The organism is Gordonia zhaorongruii, assembly GCF_007559005.1.
Classification (GTDB): Bacteria; Actinomycetota; Actinomycetes; order Mycobacteriales; family Mycobacteriaceae; genus Gordonia; species Gordonia zhaorongruii.
On record NZ_CP041763.1, the window covers coordinates 539,080 to 556,186 of the forward strand.

Sequence of the window (17,107 nt, forward strand, 5' to 3'; positions counted from 1 at the left end):
CATCTCAGTCACTAAGGGTTGCTTTCCGGATCACTGCTACTACGCTTCGTAGTAACGCTCTTACACCGACGATTGTGAGGCGAGCGTGGACGTTGTAGACATCTCCCGGTGGCAGTTCGGCATCACGACCGTGTACCACTTCATCCTCGTGCCGCTCACGATCGGACTCGCGCCGCTGATCGCGGTGATGCAGACGGTATGGCATCGCACCGGAAACGAGCAGTGGCTGCGCGCCACGAAGTTCTTCTCGAAGCTGTTCCTCATCAACTTCGCGCTCGGTGTGGCCACCGGCATCGTGCAGGAGTTCCAGTTCGGCATGAACTGGAGCGAGTACAGCCGTTACGTGGCCGACGTGTTCGGCGCCCCGCTGGCGATGGAGGGGCTCGTCGCCTTCTTCATGGAGTCGACGTTCATCGGCCTGTGGATGTTCGGGTGGGGACGTCTCCCGCGCCGGATTCACCTGGCCTGCATCTGGATGGTGGCGATCGGCGTCAACGCCTCCGCCTACTTCATCGTGGCCGCCAACTCGTGGATGCAGCACCCGGTCGGTGCCGAGTGGGATCACACCCGCGACCGCCCGGCGATGAACAACTTCCTCGCCCTCATCACCAACAACACGACCCTCGTGGCGTTCCCGCACGTCATCGCCGGAGCGCTGCTGACCGCATCCACGTTCGTCGCGATCATCGGCTTGTGGTGGATGGCGCGGAACTCGTTCCGCGCCCGCAAGCTCGAGGAGGCCGCGGTCAGCGGTGACGACTCGGAGGTGCCCGATACGACGTCGCCCAGCCAACTGGACCGCACACCGGAGCAGTTGCGCGCCGACAACGTGAAGCTGTGGCGACCGGTCACCAAGATGGCGCTGTGGGTCACGGTGGCCGCAGGCGTCGGACTGATGATCACCGGCGACATGCAGGCGCAACTGATGTTCAAGCAGCAGCCGATGAAGATGGCGGCGGCCGAATCACTCTGTGAGACAGAGGAAGGCGCGGCGTTCTCCGTGCTGAGTATCGGACGGCAGAACAACTGCGATCACATCGAACACGTCATCAAGATCCCGAACATGCTGTCGTTCCTCGCGGATCACACCTTCACCAGCGAGGTGAAGGGCGTCAACGAGCTCCAGAAGACGTACCAGGAGGCGCTGAACATGCCTGGTCAGAACTTCGCGCCCAACCTGTTCGTGACGTACTGGAGCTTCCGCGCCATGATCACGTGGGCCGGCGGATCGGCGCTCGTCGCCCTGGCCGGCCTGTGGCTGCTGCGGAAGGGGCGCAGCGAGATCCCCATGAGATTCGGCAAGTTCGCGCTCTGGTTACTGCCGACGCCGTTCCTCGCCAATGCCTCCGGCTGGATCTTCACCGAGATGGGACGGCAGCCGTGGGTGGTGGTGCCGAACTGGGCGGACGAGGACGGTGATCCGCTCCGCATCCACATGCTGGTGCAGGACGGCGTCTCGAACCACCCTGCCGGCCTGGTGTGGACCACGCTGATCGGCTTCACGCTGCTGTACGGCGCGCTCGGCGTCGTCTGGTTCTACCTGGAGCGGCGCTATGTGATCGAGGGGCCCAGCGACAAGGACGCGGTGCCGCCGGACGAAGGCGCCGACGATTCGTCCGACCACCTGTCGTTCGCCTACTGAGGAGTGCACCGATGACTCTGGAAAACGCCTGGTTCGTGATCATCGCGGTCCTGTTCGTCATGTACTTCGTCCTCGAGGGCTTCGACTTCGGCGTCGGCATGCTGATGCCGTTCCTCGGCAAGCGCAGCGAACCCGACGGCGACAAGCGGCGTAGAGCGCTGCTCAACACGATCGGACCAGTCTGGGACGGCAACGAGGTGTGGGTGATCACCGCGGGCGCAGCGATGTTCGCGGCCTTCGGCGGCTGGTACGCGACCATGTTCTCGGCGCTGTATCTCCCGCTCTTCCTGCTGCTGATCGGGCTGATCGTCCGCGTGGTCGCGATCGAGTGGCGCGGCAAGATCAACGAGTTGCGCTGGCGGCGCTGGTGCGACATCGGCATCGGACTCGGCTCCTGGCTGCCCGCCATCCTGTGGGGCGTCGCGTTCGCCAATGTGATCCGGGGTCTCCCGATCGGCGCCGACCAGCAGTACACGGGCGGATTCTTCAACCTGCTGAACCCGTACGCCCTGCTGGGCGGTGCAACGACCCTGCTCGTCTTCCTCACGCACGGAGCCGTGTTCATCGCTCTCAAGACGACGGGGGTCCTGCGCGACGACGCTCAGACCGTCGCCGCGCGGCTGTCGATCCCGACTCTCGTCGTTGCGGCGGCGTTCCTGCTGTGGACGCAGCTCGAATACGGCAAGCCGTGGACGTGGGCGATCGTCGCAGCTGGAGCCGTGGCGGCGGTCGTGATGGTGATCGGCGCGTTCGCGCGCCGCGAGGGTCTCGCGTTCGCGGCGACCTGCATCGCCATCGCCGGTACCGTGGCGCTGCTGTTCTGCGTGCTGTTCCCGAACGTGCTGCCGTCGACGACCGACGAGGCGTTCAACCTGACGATCGGCAACACGTCGTCGAGTCACTACACGCTCGTTGTGATGACGTGGGCTGCGGGCCTGATGACGCCGGTCGTCCTGCTCTACCAGGGCTGGAGCTACTGGGTGTTCCGCAAGCGGCTGTCCGTGGAGCAGATCCCGCCGTCGATCGGACTCTCGTTCGGTGACCGTGCGTCACGATGATGCCGGCATGACCACTGCCCACGACGGCGTCGCAGCGGGGGCGGCTTCGGGTGATCCCGGCACGGAGCGCGCCGGCAATCGGGACAGTGCGGCGGCCCGGATGCGTCGAACGCCGCCGGTCGATCCGAGGCTGCTGCGGTACTCGCCGACGGCACGGCGGTACTCGGTGGCGATCGCGCTCTTCTCCGCGGGCACCGTTGCCGCCGTGATCGCCGGCGCGGTCGCCCTGGCCGGACTGCTCTCCGAGTTGATCACCGATCCGGCGTCGCGCAGTTTCGCCGCGCAGTCCGTGCATCTGGCGGTGATCGTGGCGGCTTTCGCCGCGCGTGCGCTCATGTCGTATCTGGGGGACCGGTACGCGCACCGCGCCGCGCTCGCGACGATCGCCGAACTCCGCGCCGAAGCGGCCGATGCGCTGACCGACCCGTCACGGACCCCGCCGCACGACCTCGTCGCCGAGCGGGACCGCGCCTCCACGATTCTGCTGCGCGGTCTCGACGCGTTGACCGATTACCTGTCCGACTACGTGCCCGCGCTTCTCTCGACCGTGATCATCACTCCGCTGGTCGTGGTGGTGGTCGGCTGGGTGGATTGGCCATCGGCGGTGATCATCATCGTCACTATTCCGCTGATCCCGATCTTCATGGTGCTGATCGGTCTGCTCACCAGGGACCGCACCACGCGCAAGCTCGATGCGATGAGCCGGCAGAGCTCCCAGCTCCTCGATCTCCTCGCCGGACTCCCGACGTTGCGGGCGCTCGGCCGCGCACACGGACCGTCGCAGCGCGTCGCCGATCTCGGACAGGACTTTCGCCGCACCACGATGAGTTCGCTGCGGATCGCTTTTCTGTCCGGCGCAGTGCTGGAGATGCTCGCGACCCTCAGCGTCGCCCTCGTCGCGGTCGGGATCGGTCTACGACTCGTGTTCGGTGAGATGAGTCTGTACGCGGGCGTTCTCGCGCTGGTGCTTGCGCCGGAGGCGTACCTGCCGCTGCGCCGGATCGGTTCGGCGTTTCACGCCGCCGAGGACGGCATGGAGGCCTCCCGTGAAGCCCTCGACGTGATCTCCCGGGAGAGCCTCGCGCTCCAGGGCACTCGATGCATCGACGTCGCGGGCACGCAGATCGTTCTCGACGGAGTCGGTGTGCGTGGCCGCGACGGGTGGACCCCGCGCGAGGCGTCGGCGCTAATCGTGCCCGGACAGATGACCGTGCTGACCGGGCCGAACGGGTCCGGGAAATCGACGCTGCTATCGGCGATCCTCGGTCTCGAGGCGCCGGCCGAGGGCATGGTCACGGTCGGCGGGGTAAACGTGCGCGAGGTGGATCGAGAGCACTTTCATTCTCAGATCGCCTGGCTCCCACAGCATCCGGTGATCGTTCCGGGAACGGTCGCCGGCAATCTGGCACTGTTCGGCAGCCTCGATCCGGACGCTGCCGGTCGCGTGGCGCGGGCCGTCCGGTTCGACGAGGTGCTCGCCGACCTTCCGCTCGGCGACCAGACGCTCATCGGCGCGACGGGGGAGGGCATGTCGGCGGGCCAGCGTCAGCGGCTCGCGCTCGTTCGGACTCTCGCCTCGACCGCGCCGCTCCTCCTGCTGGACGAGCCGGCCGCCCACCTCGACGAGGAGACCGCATCAGCGGTGGTCGATGCACTGACCGAACGTGCGGCTGCGGGTGCCACGGTGATCGTGGTGTCGCATCACGACGACATGATCAGCGCAGGCGACGTCGTCGTCGAGATCTCCGGGGAGGTGGTCGGCGGTGTTCAGGCGTGATCCGCTCATGCGCGCGTTCAGCTTTGTCGGCCTGCGGCCCCGTGCACTGCTGGCTGCGGTCGGACTCGGTGCGGCGGGAGCCTTGTCGGCGCTCGGACTGGCGGCCCTGTCGGCGTGGCTGATCACGCGCGCCTGGCAGATGCCGCCCGTGCTGTACCTCTCGGTGGCCGTCACAGCGGTTCGCGCACTGGGTATCTCGCGAGCGGTGTTCCGTTATCTGGAACGTCTCGCCACGCACGACCTGGCGCTGAACGCGATGTCGCGTGCCCGCGAGCGCGTGTACCGGGTGCTCGCGTCCGGGTCGCCGGAGCATTCGGTTCGTCAACGCCGGTCCGAACTGCTGGCACGCACCGCCGACGACGTCGACGAGATCGGCGACGCCGTGGTCCGCGGCCTGGTGCCGATGGCCGTGGGAGCGGTGACCGGCATCGCGGCGGTTGCCGTCATGTCGATGGTCTCGCCGTTGTCCGCCGTCGTGCTCGCTCTGGCGCTACTGGTCAGCGGGGTGCTCGGGCCGATCATCGCGACGCGGGCCTCGGTGCGGATCGTCGGCGACGGTGCCCGAGCGCGCGAGCGAGTGGGTGCCGCGGCCACCGCTCTTCTGTGGCACGGCCCGGAACTGGTGGTGGCGCGGCGACGGTCCACGGCGCTGGGCGAACTCCGTGCTGCCGACGACACCCACGCCGTGGCGGTCGATCGAGGAATGAGCAGGCAGGCGACAGCCGCGTCGCTGACGCCGGTCGCGATGCTCGTGAGCGTGGTCGCCGCGGCGGTGATCGCCGTCGACCTGGCGTCTCGGCTGCCGGGATCGCTGGCCGACGTGTCGTCGTCCGGTGAGGGGATCACCCCGATGCTGTTCGGCGTGCTGGTGCTGTTGCCGCTCTCGTCGTTCGAGATGACGGGCCCGCTCACCGATGCGGCGATCGCGTGGGAACGCGGGCGGCAGAGCGCGGCGCGCGTCATGTCGTTGGTCGAAGACGCGGGGTCGGCTGCCACGGCTTCGTATGCCTCCGCATCGTCCGATCCGGTATTCGACCGCCGCCCGGCGACGCTGACCGCACAGCGCCTGCAGTGGGGTCGCACCGCCCCGCTCGGTCCGGATGGCGGGGTCGACCTCGATCTGCCGCCGGGGGGACGCTTGGTGATCGTCGGCCCCAGCGGGTCCGGAAAGTCGACCCTCGCGCTGACTCTCGCCGGGCTGCTGCCGCCGCTCGGTGGCATCGTGTCCACCGCGCCCTCGGACTCGTCGTCGTGCGCTGCGTACTTCGCGGAGGAGGCACACCTGTTCTCCACGTCGGTGCGCGAGAATCTGCGCGTGGCGCGCGGGGATGTGTCCGACGACGAGATCGTCGAGGCACTCGACCGGGTCGGCCTGGGTGAGTGGCTCGCCGGACTGCCGGCCGGACTCGATACGGAACTCATCGGCGGCGGTGCCGCGCTGAGTGGCGGACAGCGGCGTCGGCTCCTGCTTTCCCGCGCACTGGTTCATCCGGCGAGAATTGTGATTCTCGACGAACCCACGGAACATCTGGATTCGAATGATGCCGGTCATGTTCTTCGTCGGATATTGGACGATGACGGCGTCTTCGGCGCGGACCGGGTGGTCGTGGCCGTTACCCACCAGCGAGCCGACGACCTCGGTGTTTCGGTGGTCGACCTGCGCTGACAGACGTCGGTTACGGCCTTATCGGATCTGCCGATAAATAGGGGAGCCTCAGTTAAATAAGGTTTCACTCCCCATTCTTTTATCGACTTAGGGATACCGAACCTTGCTGGACGAATTCTATATTCGGCCTATTCTTGAAGGTGTCTGAAAGCGTCAGAAGTCGAATTCCCAGAATGGTTAGGCTAAGCAAATGAAAATGAGTGAAACCCTCGCGGTCGAGTTCGTCAAGCAGATCAACCGCGAATACGAGTCGTCGTTTCTCTACCGTCAGCTCGCGATCGAGGCCGACCTCCGCGATCTGCCGGGCATCGCGTCCTGGCTGCGCAGCCAGTCGGGCGAGGAACTCGTTCACGCGGACAAGCTGATCGATCACCTCACCGCACGGGACAACCACCCCGTCATCGGCGACATCGAGATCCAGTCGGTGAAGGTCGAGAAGATCTCCGACATCTTCGAGATCGCACTCGATGCGGAGCGAGCGGTGTCCGAAGGGATCCGCGAGCTGTACAAGCTCGCCGAGGACGAGCGCGACCTCGACTCGCGGCCCACTATCGACTGGTTCATCTCCGAGCAGGTCGAAGAGGAGGCCACCGTCAGCGAGATCCTCGGCCGCCTGCGCATGGTCGACGGCGACGGCTCCGGTGTCCTCCGCATCGACACCGAACTCGCGTCCGCAGGCGCCGCATAGCCGACGCTCCTGCACCACACCACGGCTCCCGCCGGCTGCAATGCAGTCGGCGGGAGCCGTTTCGGTCGTGATGCTCCCCGCGGCGTGGTTTCGACTCGCAGCTTCGGCTGGCGCCTCAGTTGCGGCTCAACCGGCGAGAGGAGTTGCGTCCTCGTCGGTTGAGCGAGGGGGCGTCCTCTCGCTGGTTGAGCGAGGGCCGTCCTCTCGGTGGTTGAGCGAGCGAAGCGAGTCGAAACCACGTCGGCGGGAAATGGGAATGCTCGGCCGCTCTCGCTGGTTGAGCGAGCGGAGCGAGTCGAAACCGGACCTCAGCCGATTACGCGATGCAGCTTCGCGGACAGGTGCGGGGTCAATTCCCCGTCCGGGTCGACGCGTTCCTCGACGTAGGCGAGGTCGCCGTCGGGCACCAGGCCGTAGAGTCGCTTGGCTCCGCCGGTGTGCACGCCGGTCTCGGTGCGGATGGTGACGTCGGTCGTCACGTTCCAGGACATCTGGTTGAGTGGCCGACCGTAGAAGAGTTCCACCACGCCTTCCGCATGTGTGAGGAGAAGCTCGATGTCGTCTTCTTCGCTGATTCGCCAGAAACCTGATTCGCGGAGATCGGGGCGCACGTAAGCGCCCTCGTCGTCGATGACCCAGGACCGGGACTGCCAGTTCAGGTAGTTGCCGCCGTCATGGGTGACGATGATCTGCTGACCGAACTGGTAATCCCCACCGGTCGCGTGGTCGTGGCCTTCGCCCTCGCCTTCCCAGACGCCGACAAGCGGCAGCAGAGCGAGGAGGCCAGGGTGCAGATCGGGGCCCTCGCGGAGGTTGGCGGTGTCGACGGGGAGGGGGAGATCGCCGATCGCGGGCACATTCTTTCCGGCGGTCTCCTGAGCGCGTTGCTCTGCGTCGGAGATCGCCTCATTGCCCGAACGTGTCATGACTCGTCGTTGACCAGTCGGTAGACGGTGTACAGCGCGAACCACACGATGAGCACAGTCGCCAGCGCGAGGAGGATGATGAAAAATGTTTCCACGGCCCGAATGTTACCGCGCAACCAGTGGCCGCCGTGAACCGGTTCGCGACCGCAGAGGGTGAACCTTGTCTCGTTCGGTGCCCATCCGGTTCGGCCTCGGCTCGTCGCCCGCAGCGGAGCCGTTCACCGGAGGCCTGACACAGCAGTGCGCCCCGGCCCAGTCGGGCCGGGGCGCACTGAGTCGCCGGTGCGGATCAGTACTCCGCGGACCTGCTACTTCGAGACGGTGACGTCGTGATTGTGGACGCCCGGGCCCTCCGGCGACACGGTGACGTCGCCGTTGCCCTGCGAGCTGAGCGCACGCAGAGTCCAAGTACTGGGGGCCGCGAAGAACCGGAAGTCACCGGTTGCCGAAGCCACGACCTCGGCGGTGAACTCGCCGGTGCTGTCGAGCAGACGCACGAAGGCGCCCGCAACCGGATTACCGGCGCCGTCGACGACCTGACCGGTCAGAACGGTTTCCTTCTCGACGTCGACGCCGGCCGGCAGGGTCTGGCCCTGCTTCGGTGCTGCACACATGTCAGAAATTCCTCTCAGATTACGTTCGGGCGAACCGAGCTCAGACCTCGACCGGCACGCCGACGAGGGAGCCGTACTCAACCCAGCTGCCGTCGTAGTTCTTGACGTTCTTCTTGCCGAGCAGCTCCTGCAGGACGAACCAGGTGTGGCTGGAACGCTCGCCGATGCGGCAGTAGGCGATGGTCTCCTTGGCGTCGTCGAAGCCCTTGTCGGCGTACAGCTTCTCCAGGTCGTCCTCCGACTTGAAGGTGCCGTCCTCGTTGGCGGTCGACGACCACGGGATGTTGATGGCGCCGGGGACGTGGCCGCGCTGCTGAGCCTGCTCCTGCGGGAGGTGGGCCGGTGCGGCGATCTTGCCCGAGAACTCGTCGGGGCTGCGGACGTCGACCAGGTTCTTGTTGCCGATGGAGTCGACGACCTCGTCGCGGAAGGCGCGGATCGAGGTGTCGGCTGCCTGCGCGGTGTAGGTGGTGGCGTCGCGGTTGACGGTCTCCGAGCTGAGCTCGCGGCCATCGAGTTCCCACTTCTTGCGGCCGCCGTCGAGCAGGCGGACATCCTTGTGGCCGTAGATCTTGAAGTACCAGTACGCGTAGGCGGCGAACCAGTTGTTGTTGCCGCCGTACAGGACGACGGTGTCGTCGTTGGCGACGCCGCGCTCGCTCAGCAGGGCTGAGAACTGCTCGGCGTTCAGGAAGTCGCGACGCAGGCCGTCCTGCAGATCCTTCTTCCAGTCGAGACGGATCGCACCGGGAATGTGGTTGGTGTCGTAGATCGAGGTGTCCTCGTCGACCTCGACGAACACAACGTTGTCGGTGTTGAGGTTCTGTTCAGCCCAATCGGCGCTGACCAGGACGTCGGAGCGTGCCATGTGTATGTCCTTTCACAGGGAGAGACTGCGCTTGCCGCTGAAGACGCGGGTTCGCGGGGATGGTGGTCGAGACGATGCCGGAGCGAAGATCGCTAGCGGCGAACCGCGAGGTCGCGGTGCCGCAGGTGCCCGGGTCGGGCGAGATCACCGGCGCGCGTCACCGGCTACAGACAGCAACTGTTGGCGAGTCGACACAGGTCGATCGCCAGCCGGCGGGTGAGCATCAGCTCACTGCGGTGTTGCATGAAAACGAGAATACAACAGCGCGCTCAGGCGCCCGGATCGATAGCGGGCGAGTAGTCGTCGACCCGTAGTGCGCCGGGGCCGCGTTCGCCGGTGACGACCAGGTCGCTTCCCCTGCTCATGGCCTTTTTCGGGATGACGTCCCAGGCCATCGGCAAGACGGGCACGGTAGTCGAGAAGCGTTTCAACACGTGTGAGTAAAACTCTTTCGGCAGGTCCGCAGAGTAATGGTCCTCGGGGCCGTCGTACAGGTCGGTGGCCTCTATCCGGACGCGTCCGTCGACCACGGACAGCCGCGCTTTCACGCTGATCTTCACCTTCGGATGGTGATAGCCCGACGCCGACGGCGGCAGGCCGTGGTCATGCTCGGGGGAGCCGGGGAGCGGAACGGTACCGCTGAGCATGACGCCCTCGCTCCGTTCCAGCAGACCGTCACCGGGACCGCCGCCGCCGACCTTGCCGTCGGGTGCCGGGGTGTTTATGTACAGGTCGAGGATCCCCATCAGCCTGCCGAGATTCACCGAGTTGATCCGGGTCTCCGCGGTCACCGATTGGGCTGTCAGCTCGGTCTGCGGAGTCACGTCCCACACGCGCCCGGTGTCGACGTCGCCGAGCCGGGCGTCGACGGTGGCGGTCGAGTCGTAATCGGTGTCGTCGTGCCCGTCGAAGGCGACGCCGCGTGCGCTGATGAGCATCGACCCGAACTCGCCGGAGGACGCGTGCGTCAGGAACGGAAAGCCGCCGAGACCCACTTCCGGCTCGTAGTCGATGCCCGACGACCGCTCAAGCGCGACGGCGATCCGATGCTCCGCCCGCGATGCGGCGAAAGTGTCGGCGATATATCCGATGACCAGCAGGATCACCGCCGCCACAACGGTCAGCGCAACCGCGCGGGCGACGCGTCGTCGCGGGGCGATTCGGGCTGACGTGGACATTGGGTCTATTCTGTCATCACATCTCCTGAGAGCTGCGACCAGCGTCGATCGACAGTTCAACCAAGAGGCCACGACGAGAGCGGAGTGGTTAGTGGACCTGTTGTTGTTGACGTCGGAGCCATCGCCGGACTCCGTTCTGGAATCTTTGACGCTTCTTCCCCACGACGTTTCCTTGGCCCCGGTCGACACGTCGTCGTTGGTGAGCGCTGCCGAATCAGATCTCGTCCTCGTGGACGCTCGCACCGACCTCGCGAACGCCCGGGCCATCTGCCGATTGCTCGATACCACCGGTGTGCGGGTGGTCGCGGTGGTCGCCGAGGGCGGTCTCGTCGCGGTGAGTGCGGACTGGGGCATCGACGACTTCCTGCTTCCGGACACGGGTCCCGCGGAACTCGATGCGCGGTTGCGGTTGATCGTGGCGCGTGGCATCGACCCGGAGCCGGAGATATCGGACAAGATCGTGCTGGGCGATCTGGTGATCGACGAGAACACCTACACCGCACGACTGCGCGGAAGGCCGATCGACCTGACGTACAAGGAGTTCGAGCTCCTCAAGTTCTTGGCGCAGAATCCCGGCCGGGTGTTCACCCGGGCGCAGCTCCTGCATGAGGTCTGGGGTTACGACTTCTTCGGCGGCACCCGCACCGTCGACGTTCATGTGCGCCGGCTCCGGGCGAAGCTCGGGTCCGACCACGAGTCCCTGATCGGAACCGTGCGCAACGTCGGTTACAAGGCGGTGAAACCGTCGGTGCGCAAAGCCGAGGGCGAATACAACTCGGGGGAACCGGACTGAACGTGCGGCCGACTACCCTCGGCCTCATGAGCGACTTCTCGATTCGTACTGTTCGCGGCGCGCTGACTGCGGCCGACGTCGACCACGCACTGACCGTGCAGGCTGCTGCTACCGAGGTGGACGGCACCGAACCGCTGTCGGAGCAGCACCTGATGGCGATCCGGGACGGCGGTGCGCTCCATCTGGTGTCCGAGCACGGCTACGGCAACGTCCTGTCGGCCCGCGACGGTGAGCCCCCGATGGCGGAGGCCGTGGTTCATCCCGACGCGCGAGGGGCGGGTGAGGGGCGCGCGCTAGTCGATGCGCTGCTGGCCGCCGCGCAGGAACTCGGCGATGGGCCGCAGGTGTGGGCGCACGGCGATCTGCCCGCGGCCGGGAAGGTGGCCGCCGCGCTCGGTCTGGAAAGCGAACGGGAACTGCTGCAGCTGCGCAGGCCGCTGTCGGAGCCGCTGCCCGACGTCGCCGAGCGGTCGGACATCGTGCTCCGCACCTACCGGGAGAGCGACGACGCGGAGATCCTGCGCGTCAACAACGCGGCCTTCGACTGGCATCCCGAGCAGGGTGGGTGGACCCAACGTCAGGTGGATGAGCGGACAGGGGCGGACTGGTTCGATCCGAAGGGCGTCTTCCTCGCATTCGACGCCGCCGACCCGGACACGCTGCTCGGCTTCCACTGGACCAAAGTGGATAAGCCCGGTCTTGGTGAGGTGTACATCGTGGGCGTCGACCCTGCTGCCCAAGGGCGCGGCCTCGGAAATCTGCTGACGCTGGCCGGTCTGCACTATCTGGCGGGCCGCGAACTCGATGCGGTGGAGCTGTACGTCGAGGGTGACAACGATGCAGCACTGAAAACGTATGGGCGGCTCGGGTTCACGCGGTATCGCGCAGACATCACGTACCGGCGGGGGTGACGCGACGGCCGCGTCGGTGGGCAGGCGGACGCGTGAGTTGAGCAGGTGAATGCCGAGTGGGTGTGTGGGGACCTTCCGTGCCTTGTCACGGTGATCTCGATTCGTCGTCGTTGCTCGCTCCGCTCGCAGCGTCGTCACTCGATCGGCGAGGGGGTCGGCTGATTGGGGGAGAGGACGCGGGTGTCACTCGGTCGGCGGCGAGGAGCTGGTGTCGTTCGATCGGTGGACGAAGACGGGCTGCCGTGCCAGGTTTCGTACTCCGGACGAAACGGGCGTACCTGGTACTTCGTGTACCGGACACCGCTTGTTCACCGGACGGGTCTGACTGTTTCCGATTCCGCTACCTCCGCGACGACTGGATCTAACCGGGCGCCGATAGCTTCGGCTCGTTACCTGAAGCTTATTGAAAGGCGACCGACTCACCATGAGTGTCAACCGCAAGTTCGTCCACAGTGCAGGCGCCGCATCGGCGACCGTCGTCGCTGCCGCACTCGTTCTGTCCGCCTGCGGCAGTGGCTCCGATGCCGCGACCGTCACCGGTGAAGGCTCGACCGCCCAGCAGAAGGCGATGGAGGTCTTCTCCGAGGCGCTCGCCGACGGGGACAAGGTGAACCTCGACTACACCGGCTCGGGTTCGGGCGCCGGAATCAAGAAGTTCCTCGCAGGCGAGGTCGACTTCGCCGGCTCGGACTCCCCGCTGAAGGACGACGAGATCGCACAGGCCAAGGAGCGTTGCGGCGGCAACGAGGCATGGCACATCCCGCTCGTCGCGGGACCGGTCGCCGTCTCCTACAACCTTCCCGGCGTCGACAAGCTGGTCCTCGACTCGAAGACCCTCGCGAAGATCTTCGATTCGAAGATCAAGAAGTGGGATGACGCCGCCATCAAGGCGCAGAACCCGGGTGTCGAGCTGCCGTCGACGCCCATCATCCCGGTCCACCGCAGTGACAGCTCGGGCACCACCGACAACTTCACCAAGTACCTGAACGCAGCGGCACCGCAGGAATGGCCGTACGAGCACAGCAAGGAGTGGGCCGGCCACGGCGGCTCGGGTGCTTCGAAGTCGACCGGTGTCGGCGACACCGTGAAGAAGACCGAAGGTGCCATCACCTACGTCGAGTGGGGCTTCGCCACGGAGAACGATCTCGGCGTCGCCCAGATCGACTTCGGCGCGGGCGCAACCGAACTCACCCCGGAAACCGCAGGCAAGGCACTCGACTCGGTGAAGTTCACCAAGCCGGGCAGCAAGGACCTCGTCGTCGACACCGAGGGCCTGTACGGGATGTCCGAGCCGGGCGCCTACCCGCTGCTGCTGACCCCGTACGAGATCGTCTGCTCCACCGGATACGACGACGCCAAGATCTCGGAGAGCCTGAAGACCGCGTTCAGCGAGATCCTCGACAACGGCCAGGAAGGTCTGCCCGAGGCCGGGTACGTGCCGCTGCCCGAGAAGTTCAAGCAGACTCTCCGCGGGACGATTGACGCACTGTGACGAGATCTGATTCACGAGTCGAGGCATCCGTGAGCTACGGAGAGTCGACTGTGTCCGAGGCGGGACAGGCCAACCGGCCGGTCCCGCCTTCCGGGCGTCCAGGCGCAAAGGAGCTGTCGAGCTCCGGCGTCGCGCGCACCGGCGACCGCGTGATGCGAACGCTCGCAACCGGTTCGGGCCTGATCGTCTCCACAGTCATCGGTCTGATCGCACTGTTTCTGCTGATTCAGGCCATCCCGTCCCTGCTGAAGAACCAGGAGAACTTCTTCACCTTCGAAGGCTCCTGGGTGGTGTCGGGCGACGAGCTGCACTTCGGTATTCCGCAGCAGTTCTACGCCACCGTGCTGGTGTCGGTGATCGCGCTCATCATCGCGATGCCCGTCGCGCTGGGCATCGCGATGTTCGTCACCGAGTACGCGCCGAAGCGGCTCAAGAAGCCGGTGGCGTACGTCGTCGACCTGCTGGCCGCCGTCCCGTCGATCGTCTACGGCCTGTGGGGCATCCTCGTCCTGGGCCCGGCGATGGTCGGGATCAACCAGTGGCTGGTGGATAACGCCGGGTTCCTGCCGTTCTTCTCCAAGCCGCAGAACGCGGCCAACATGTCGACCGGCGGCACCATGCTGACGGCCGGCATCGTGCTGGCCATCATGATCCTGCCGGTCATCACCGCAGTCACCCGAGAGGTGTTCGCGCAGACGCCGCGCGGCCATCGGGAGGCGGCTCTCGCGCTCGGTGCGAGCCAGTGGGAGGTGGTGCGGTTCGCCGTACTGCCGTTCGGCTTCTCGGGCTACATCTCGGGAGCGATGCTCGGTCTGGGCCGTGCGCTCGGTGAGACGATGGCGTTGCTGCTGATCATCTCGACGGCCGGCCCGATCAACTTCAACCTGCTGGAGAGCGGTCAGACGTTCGCGACGGTCATCGCGAACAACGCCGCCGAGTTCGACGATCCGCTGAAGACCGGCGCGTTCATCTCGGCCGGACTGGTCCTCTTCGCCCTGACCTTCATCGTGAACGCTGCGGCGCGCGCGGTGATCGCACGAAAGGCGTGAGATGGAACTGATCACCATGTCGCCGCGGCGCAAGATCACCGACGGCGCTGTCCGGACCGGTGTCGTCATCTCGGTTCTGCTCGCGATCCTCCCACTCGGCTGGCTCCTGTGGACCCTGGTGTCGCGTGGTATCGAACCGATCCTCGACCCCGAATGGTGGATGGAGTCCGAACGCAAGGGCGGCGCTGCCAACGCGATCGTCGGCACCCTGGTCCAGACGGGACTGGCGGCGGTGGTCGCGGTGCCGCTGGGCGTTCTGGTCGGGATCTATCTCGTGGAGTACGGTTCCGCGCGCAGCACGCTGACCCGCGTGACCACGTTCATGGTCGACGTCCTGGCGGGCGTTCCGTCGATCGTCGCCGCACTGTTCGTCTACGCGGTCTGGCGCACCACGCTCGACCTGCCTCGGTCGGGGCTGGTCGTCGCATTGGCGCTGGTCCTGCTGATGGTCCCGCTGGTGGTGCGAGCCACCGAGGAGATGCTGAAGATCGTCCCGCAGGATCTGCGGGAGGCGGCGTACGCGCTGGGCGTTCCGAAATGGAAGACCATCCTGCGCGTCGTCCTCCCGACCGCGATGTCGGGGATCATCACCGGCATCATGCTGGCCATCGCCCGAGTGATGGGTGAATCGGCTCCGATCCTGATCCTGGTCGGTGCGACCAGCGGCATGAACTGGAACCCGTTCCAGGGTGACCAGCAGTCGCTGCCGCTGATGATGATCCAGGAGTACAACAAGGGCCCCAGTGGCTACGACGAGGTGTGGGGTGCCGCGCTGACGCTGGTGATCGCGGTTGCGATCGTCTACGTCATCGCGCGACTGCTCGCCCAGTTCACCGGCCCGAAGATAGAAGGACGTTAGACATGGCCAAGAGCCTGACCCTCGAAGAACTGAACATCTACTACGGCGATTTCCATGCCGTGCAGGACGTGTCGCTGAAGATCAAGCCGAAGTCGGTGACCGCGTTCATCGGGCCGTCCGGCTGCGGCAAGTCGACGGTGCTACGAACGCTCAACCGCATGCACGAGGTGACGCCGGGCGCGTACACGACGGGTTCGGTGAAGCTCGACGAGCTCGATCTGTACGACAAGAACGTCGACCCGGTCGGTGTCCGCACCACGATCGGCATGGTGTTCCAGAAGGCCAACCCGTTCCCGACGATGTCGATCCGCGACAACGTCGTCGCCGGTCTGAAGCTGAACGGTGTGAAGGACAAGAAGGAGCTCGACGAGGTCGCCGAGGCGAGCCTGCGCGGCGCCAACCTGTGGAACGAGGTCAAGGATCGTCTCGACAAGCCGGGTGGCAGTCTCTCCGGCGGCCAGCAGCAGCGTCTGTGCATTGCGCGGGCGATCGCGGTGTCACCGCAGGTGCTGTTGATGGACGAGCCCTGCTCGGCTCTGGACCCGATCTCGACCATGGCGATCGAGGATCTCATCGCCGAGCTCAAGAGCGATTACACGATCGTCATCGTCACCCACAACATGCAGCAGGCCGCGCGGGTGAGCGACCAGACCGCGTTCTTCAACCTGATCGGCGCGGGCAAGCCCGGCCAGCTGGTGGAGGTCGGCGACACCAACAAGGTGTTCTCCGCCCCCGACCTGAAAGAGACCGAGGACTACATCTCCGGCCGCTTCGGCTGATCCACGGTACAGAGAATCGCCCCCGCCGGTACCGGCGGGGGCGATTCTCGTCTGGTCTTGTGAGCCGCAGGCGAGCGGTGTCAGCTCGCCTCGATCAACTGCTCCGGAGTTTTGCCGGTGGCCTGGAAGACGACGCGGCGGGCGATGAGGACGGCATGATCGGCGTAGCGCTCGTAGTAGCGGCCGAGGAGGGTGACGTCGACGGCGGCGGCCACACCGTGGGTCCAGTCGCGGTCCATCATCACGGTGAACAGGTGACGGTGCAGATCGTCCATCGCATCGTCGTCCTCCATCAGAGCGAGAGCGTCCTGGTAGTTCTGACTCTCCAGGACCCGATGCGCGCTGTGGGCGAGTTCGACGGCGAGCCGACCCATCTCCTCGAAGAATCCGGTGACCTCGTCGGGCAGCGCCTTGGCCGGGTGGCGTCGTCGTGCGACCTTGGCGACGTGCAGGGCGAGCGCGCCCATGCGGTCGATCTCGGAGACCAGCTGGAAGCCGGAGACGATGGATCGCAGGTCGCCGGCGACCGGAGCCTGCAGGGCCATCAACTCGAACGCGAGGTCCTCGGCTTCGGCCGACTTGTCGGCGATCGGGTCATGGTCGGAGATCACCCGCTCGGCGAGTTCGAGATCGGCTTCGAGGAGGGCACGGGTAGCCAGTGCCATCTCCTCGCCGACTTGTTCGACAATCTGGCCAAGAACGGAGTTCAGGGCAGCCATCTGCTCCTGGTAGGCGTCACGCATACGAAGATTCTACTGACACCCGTACGAACAAAACCGCAGGCCACGGTAAAAACAGGGTGAACAG

At 65.9% G+C, this 17,107-nt stretch carries 17 protein-coding genes; 11 read left to right on the forward strand and 6 right to left on the reverse strand.

The window, feature by feature from the left end; translation table 11 throughout:
- The first annotated feature begins 85 nt into the window (after nt 1–85).
- The 5 genes from FO044_RS02430 (at nt 86) to FO044_RS02450 (ending at nt 6,831) form a co-directional block, all read left to right on the forward strand.
- Complete coding sequence (locus tag FO044_RS02430; RefSeq protein WP_132993085.1) at nt 86–1,642, forward strand: cytochrome ubiquinol oxidase subunit I; 1,557 nt, start codon at nt 86–88, stop codon at nt 1,640–1,642.
- Nucleotides 1,643–1,653: 11 nt separating this feature from the next.
- Nucleotides 1,654–2,700 (forward strand): cytochrome d ubiquinol oxidase subunit II, encoded by a 1,047-nt coding sequence (gene cydB / locus FO044_RS02435; protein ID WP_132993086.1) that lies wholly within the window; start codon nt 1,654–1,656, stop codon nt 2,698–2,700.
- Nucleotides 2,701–2,707: 7 nt separating this feature from the next.
- Nucleotides 2,708–4,477: a thiol reductant ABC exporter subunit CydD gene (cydD, locus tag FO044_RS02440; RefSeq protein ID WP_132993087.1), complete on the forward strand. Its 1,770-nt coding sequence runs from the start codon at nt 2,708–2,710 to the stop codon at nt 4,475–4,477.
- Between the two features lie 7 nt (nt 4,478–4,484).
- Complete coding sequence (gene cydC, locus FO044_RS02445) at nt 4,485–6,143, forward strand: thiol reductant ABC exporter subunit CydC (RefSeq protein ID WP_132993441.1); 1,659 nt, start codon at nt 4,485–4,487, stop codon at nt 6,141–6,143.
- Nucleotides 6,144–6,339: 196 nt separating this feature from the next.
- Complete coding sequence (locus tag FO044_RS02450) at nt 6,340–6,831, forward strand: ferritin (protein WP_328591131.1); 492 nt, start codon at nt 6,340–6,342, stop codon at nt 6,829–6,831.
- A gap of 308 nt (nt 6,832–7,139) precedes the next feature.
- Here the strand turns inward: FO044_RS02450 and FO044_RS02455 are convergent, their stop codons facing one another.
- The 5 genes from FO044_RS02455 to FO044_RS02470 all read right to left on the reverse strand — a co-directional run bounded on the left by FO044_RS02455 (nt 7,140) and on the right by FO044_RS02470 (nt 10,417).
- Nucleotides 7,140–7,757: a heme-binding beta-barrel domain-containing protein gene (locus tag FO044_RS02455; protein WP_132993089.1), complete on the reverse strand. Its 618-nt coding sequence runs from the start codon at nt 7,755–7,757 to the stop codon at nt 7,140–7,142.
- 308 nt (nt 7,758–8,065) lie between these two features.
- Nucleotides 8,066–8,371, reverse strand: coding sequence for a DUF1416 domain-containing protein (locus FO044_RS02460; protein ID WP_132993090.1), 306 nt, complete (start codon nt 8,369–8,371; stop codon nt 8,066–8,068).
- Between the two features lie 40 nt (nt 8,372–8,411).
- Nucleotides 8,412–9,239: a sulfurtransferase gene (locus FO044_RS02465; protein ID WP_132993091.1), complete on the reverse strand. Its 828-nt coding sequence runs from the start codon at nt 9,237–9,239 to the stop codon at nt 8,412–8,414.
- A 164-nt stretch (nt 9,240–9,403) separates the two neighbouring features.
- Nucleotides 9,404–9,484 (reverse strand): putative leader peptide, encoded by an 81-nt coding sequence (locus FO044_RS15250; RefSeq protein ID WP_412917614.1) that lies wholly within the window; start codon nt 9,482–9,484, stop codon nt 9,404–9,406.
- Nucleotides 9,485–9,508: 24 nt separating this feature from the next.
- Nucleotides 9,509–10,417 carry an LmeA family phospholipid-binding protein gene (locus FO044_RS02470; RefSeq protein ID WP_132993092.1) on the reverse strand — a complete coding sequence of 303 codons (909 nt, stop codon included), beginning with the start codon at nt 10,415–10,417 and terminating at the stop codon, nt 9,509–9,511.
- Between the two features lie 91 nt (nt 10,418–10,508).
- On the opposite strand from FO044_RS02470, the gene FO044_RS02475 reads away from it, so the two are divergent.
- The 6 genes from FO044_RS02475 to pstB all read left to right on the forward strand — a co-directional run bounded on the left by FO044_RS02475 (nt 10,509) and on the right by pstB (nt 16,300).
- Nucleotides 10,509–11,210 (forward strand): winged helix-turn-helix transcriptional regulator, encoded by a 702-nt coding sequence (locus tag FO044_RS02475; RefSeq protein ID WP_132993093.1) that lies wholly within the window; start codon nt 10,509–10,511, stop codon nt 11,208–11,210.
- Nucleotides 11,211–11,236: 26 nt separating this feature from the next.
- Nucleotides 11,237–12,121, forward strand: coding sequence for a mycothiol synthase (gene mshD / locus FO044_RS02480; RefSeq protein WP_132993094.1), 885 nt, complete (start codon nt 11,237–11,239; stop codon nt 12,119–12,121).
- Between the two features lie 424 nt (nt 12,122–12,545).
- Nucleotides 12,546–13,613, forward strand: a complete 1,068-nt coding sequence (gene pstS, locus FO044_RS02485) for a phosphate ABC transporter substrate-binding protein PstS (protein WP_132993095.1) — start codon at nt 12,546–12,548, stop codon at nt 13,611–13,613.
- A 50-nt stretch (nt 13,614–13,663) separates the two neighbouring features.
- Nucleotides 13,664–14,662, forward strand: a complete 999-nt coding sequence (gene pstC / locus FO044_RS02490; RefSeq protein WP_235831413.1) for a phosphate ABC transporter permease subunit PstC — start codon at nt 13,664–13,666, stop codon at nt 14,660–14,662.
- A gap of 1 nt (nt 14,663) precedes the next feature.
- Nucleotides 14,664–15,521 carry a phosphate ABC transporter permease PstA gene (gene pstA, locus FO044_RS02495; protein ID WP_132993096.1) on the forward strand — a complete coding sequence of 286 codons (858 nt, stop codon included), beginning with the start codon at nt 14,664–14,666 and terminating at the stop codon, nt 15,519–15,521.
- A 2-nt stretch (nt 15,522–15,523) separates the two neighbouring features.
- On the forward strand, nt 15,524–16,300 hold the full coding sequence (gene pstB, locus FO044_RS02500; RefSeq protein WP_132993097.1) for a phosphate ABC transporter ATP-binding protein PstB: 777 nt from the start codon (nt 15,524–15,526) through the stop codon (nt 16,298–16,300).
- 80 nt (nt 16,301–16,380) lie between these two features.
- Here pstB and phoU read toward each other — a convergent pair whose 3' ends face one another.
- Entirely contained in the window at nt 16,381–17,043 is a 663-nt protein-coding gene (phoU, locus tag FO044_RS02505; RefSeq protein ID WP_132993098.1) for a phosphate signaling complex protein PhoU, read from the reverse strand.
- Nucleotides 17,044–17,107: the final 64 nt, after the last annotated feature.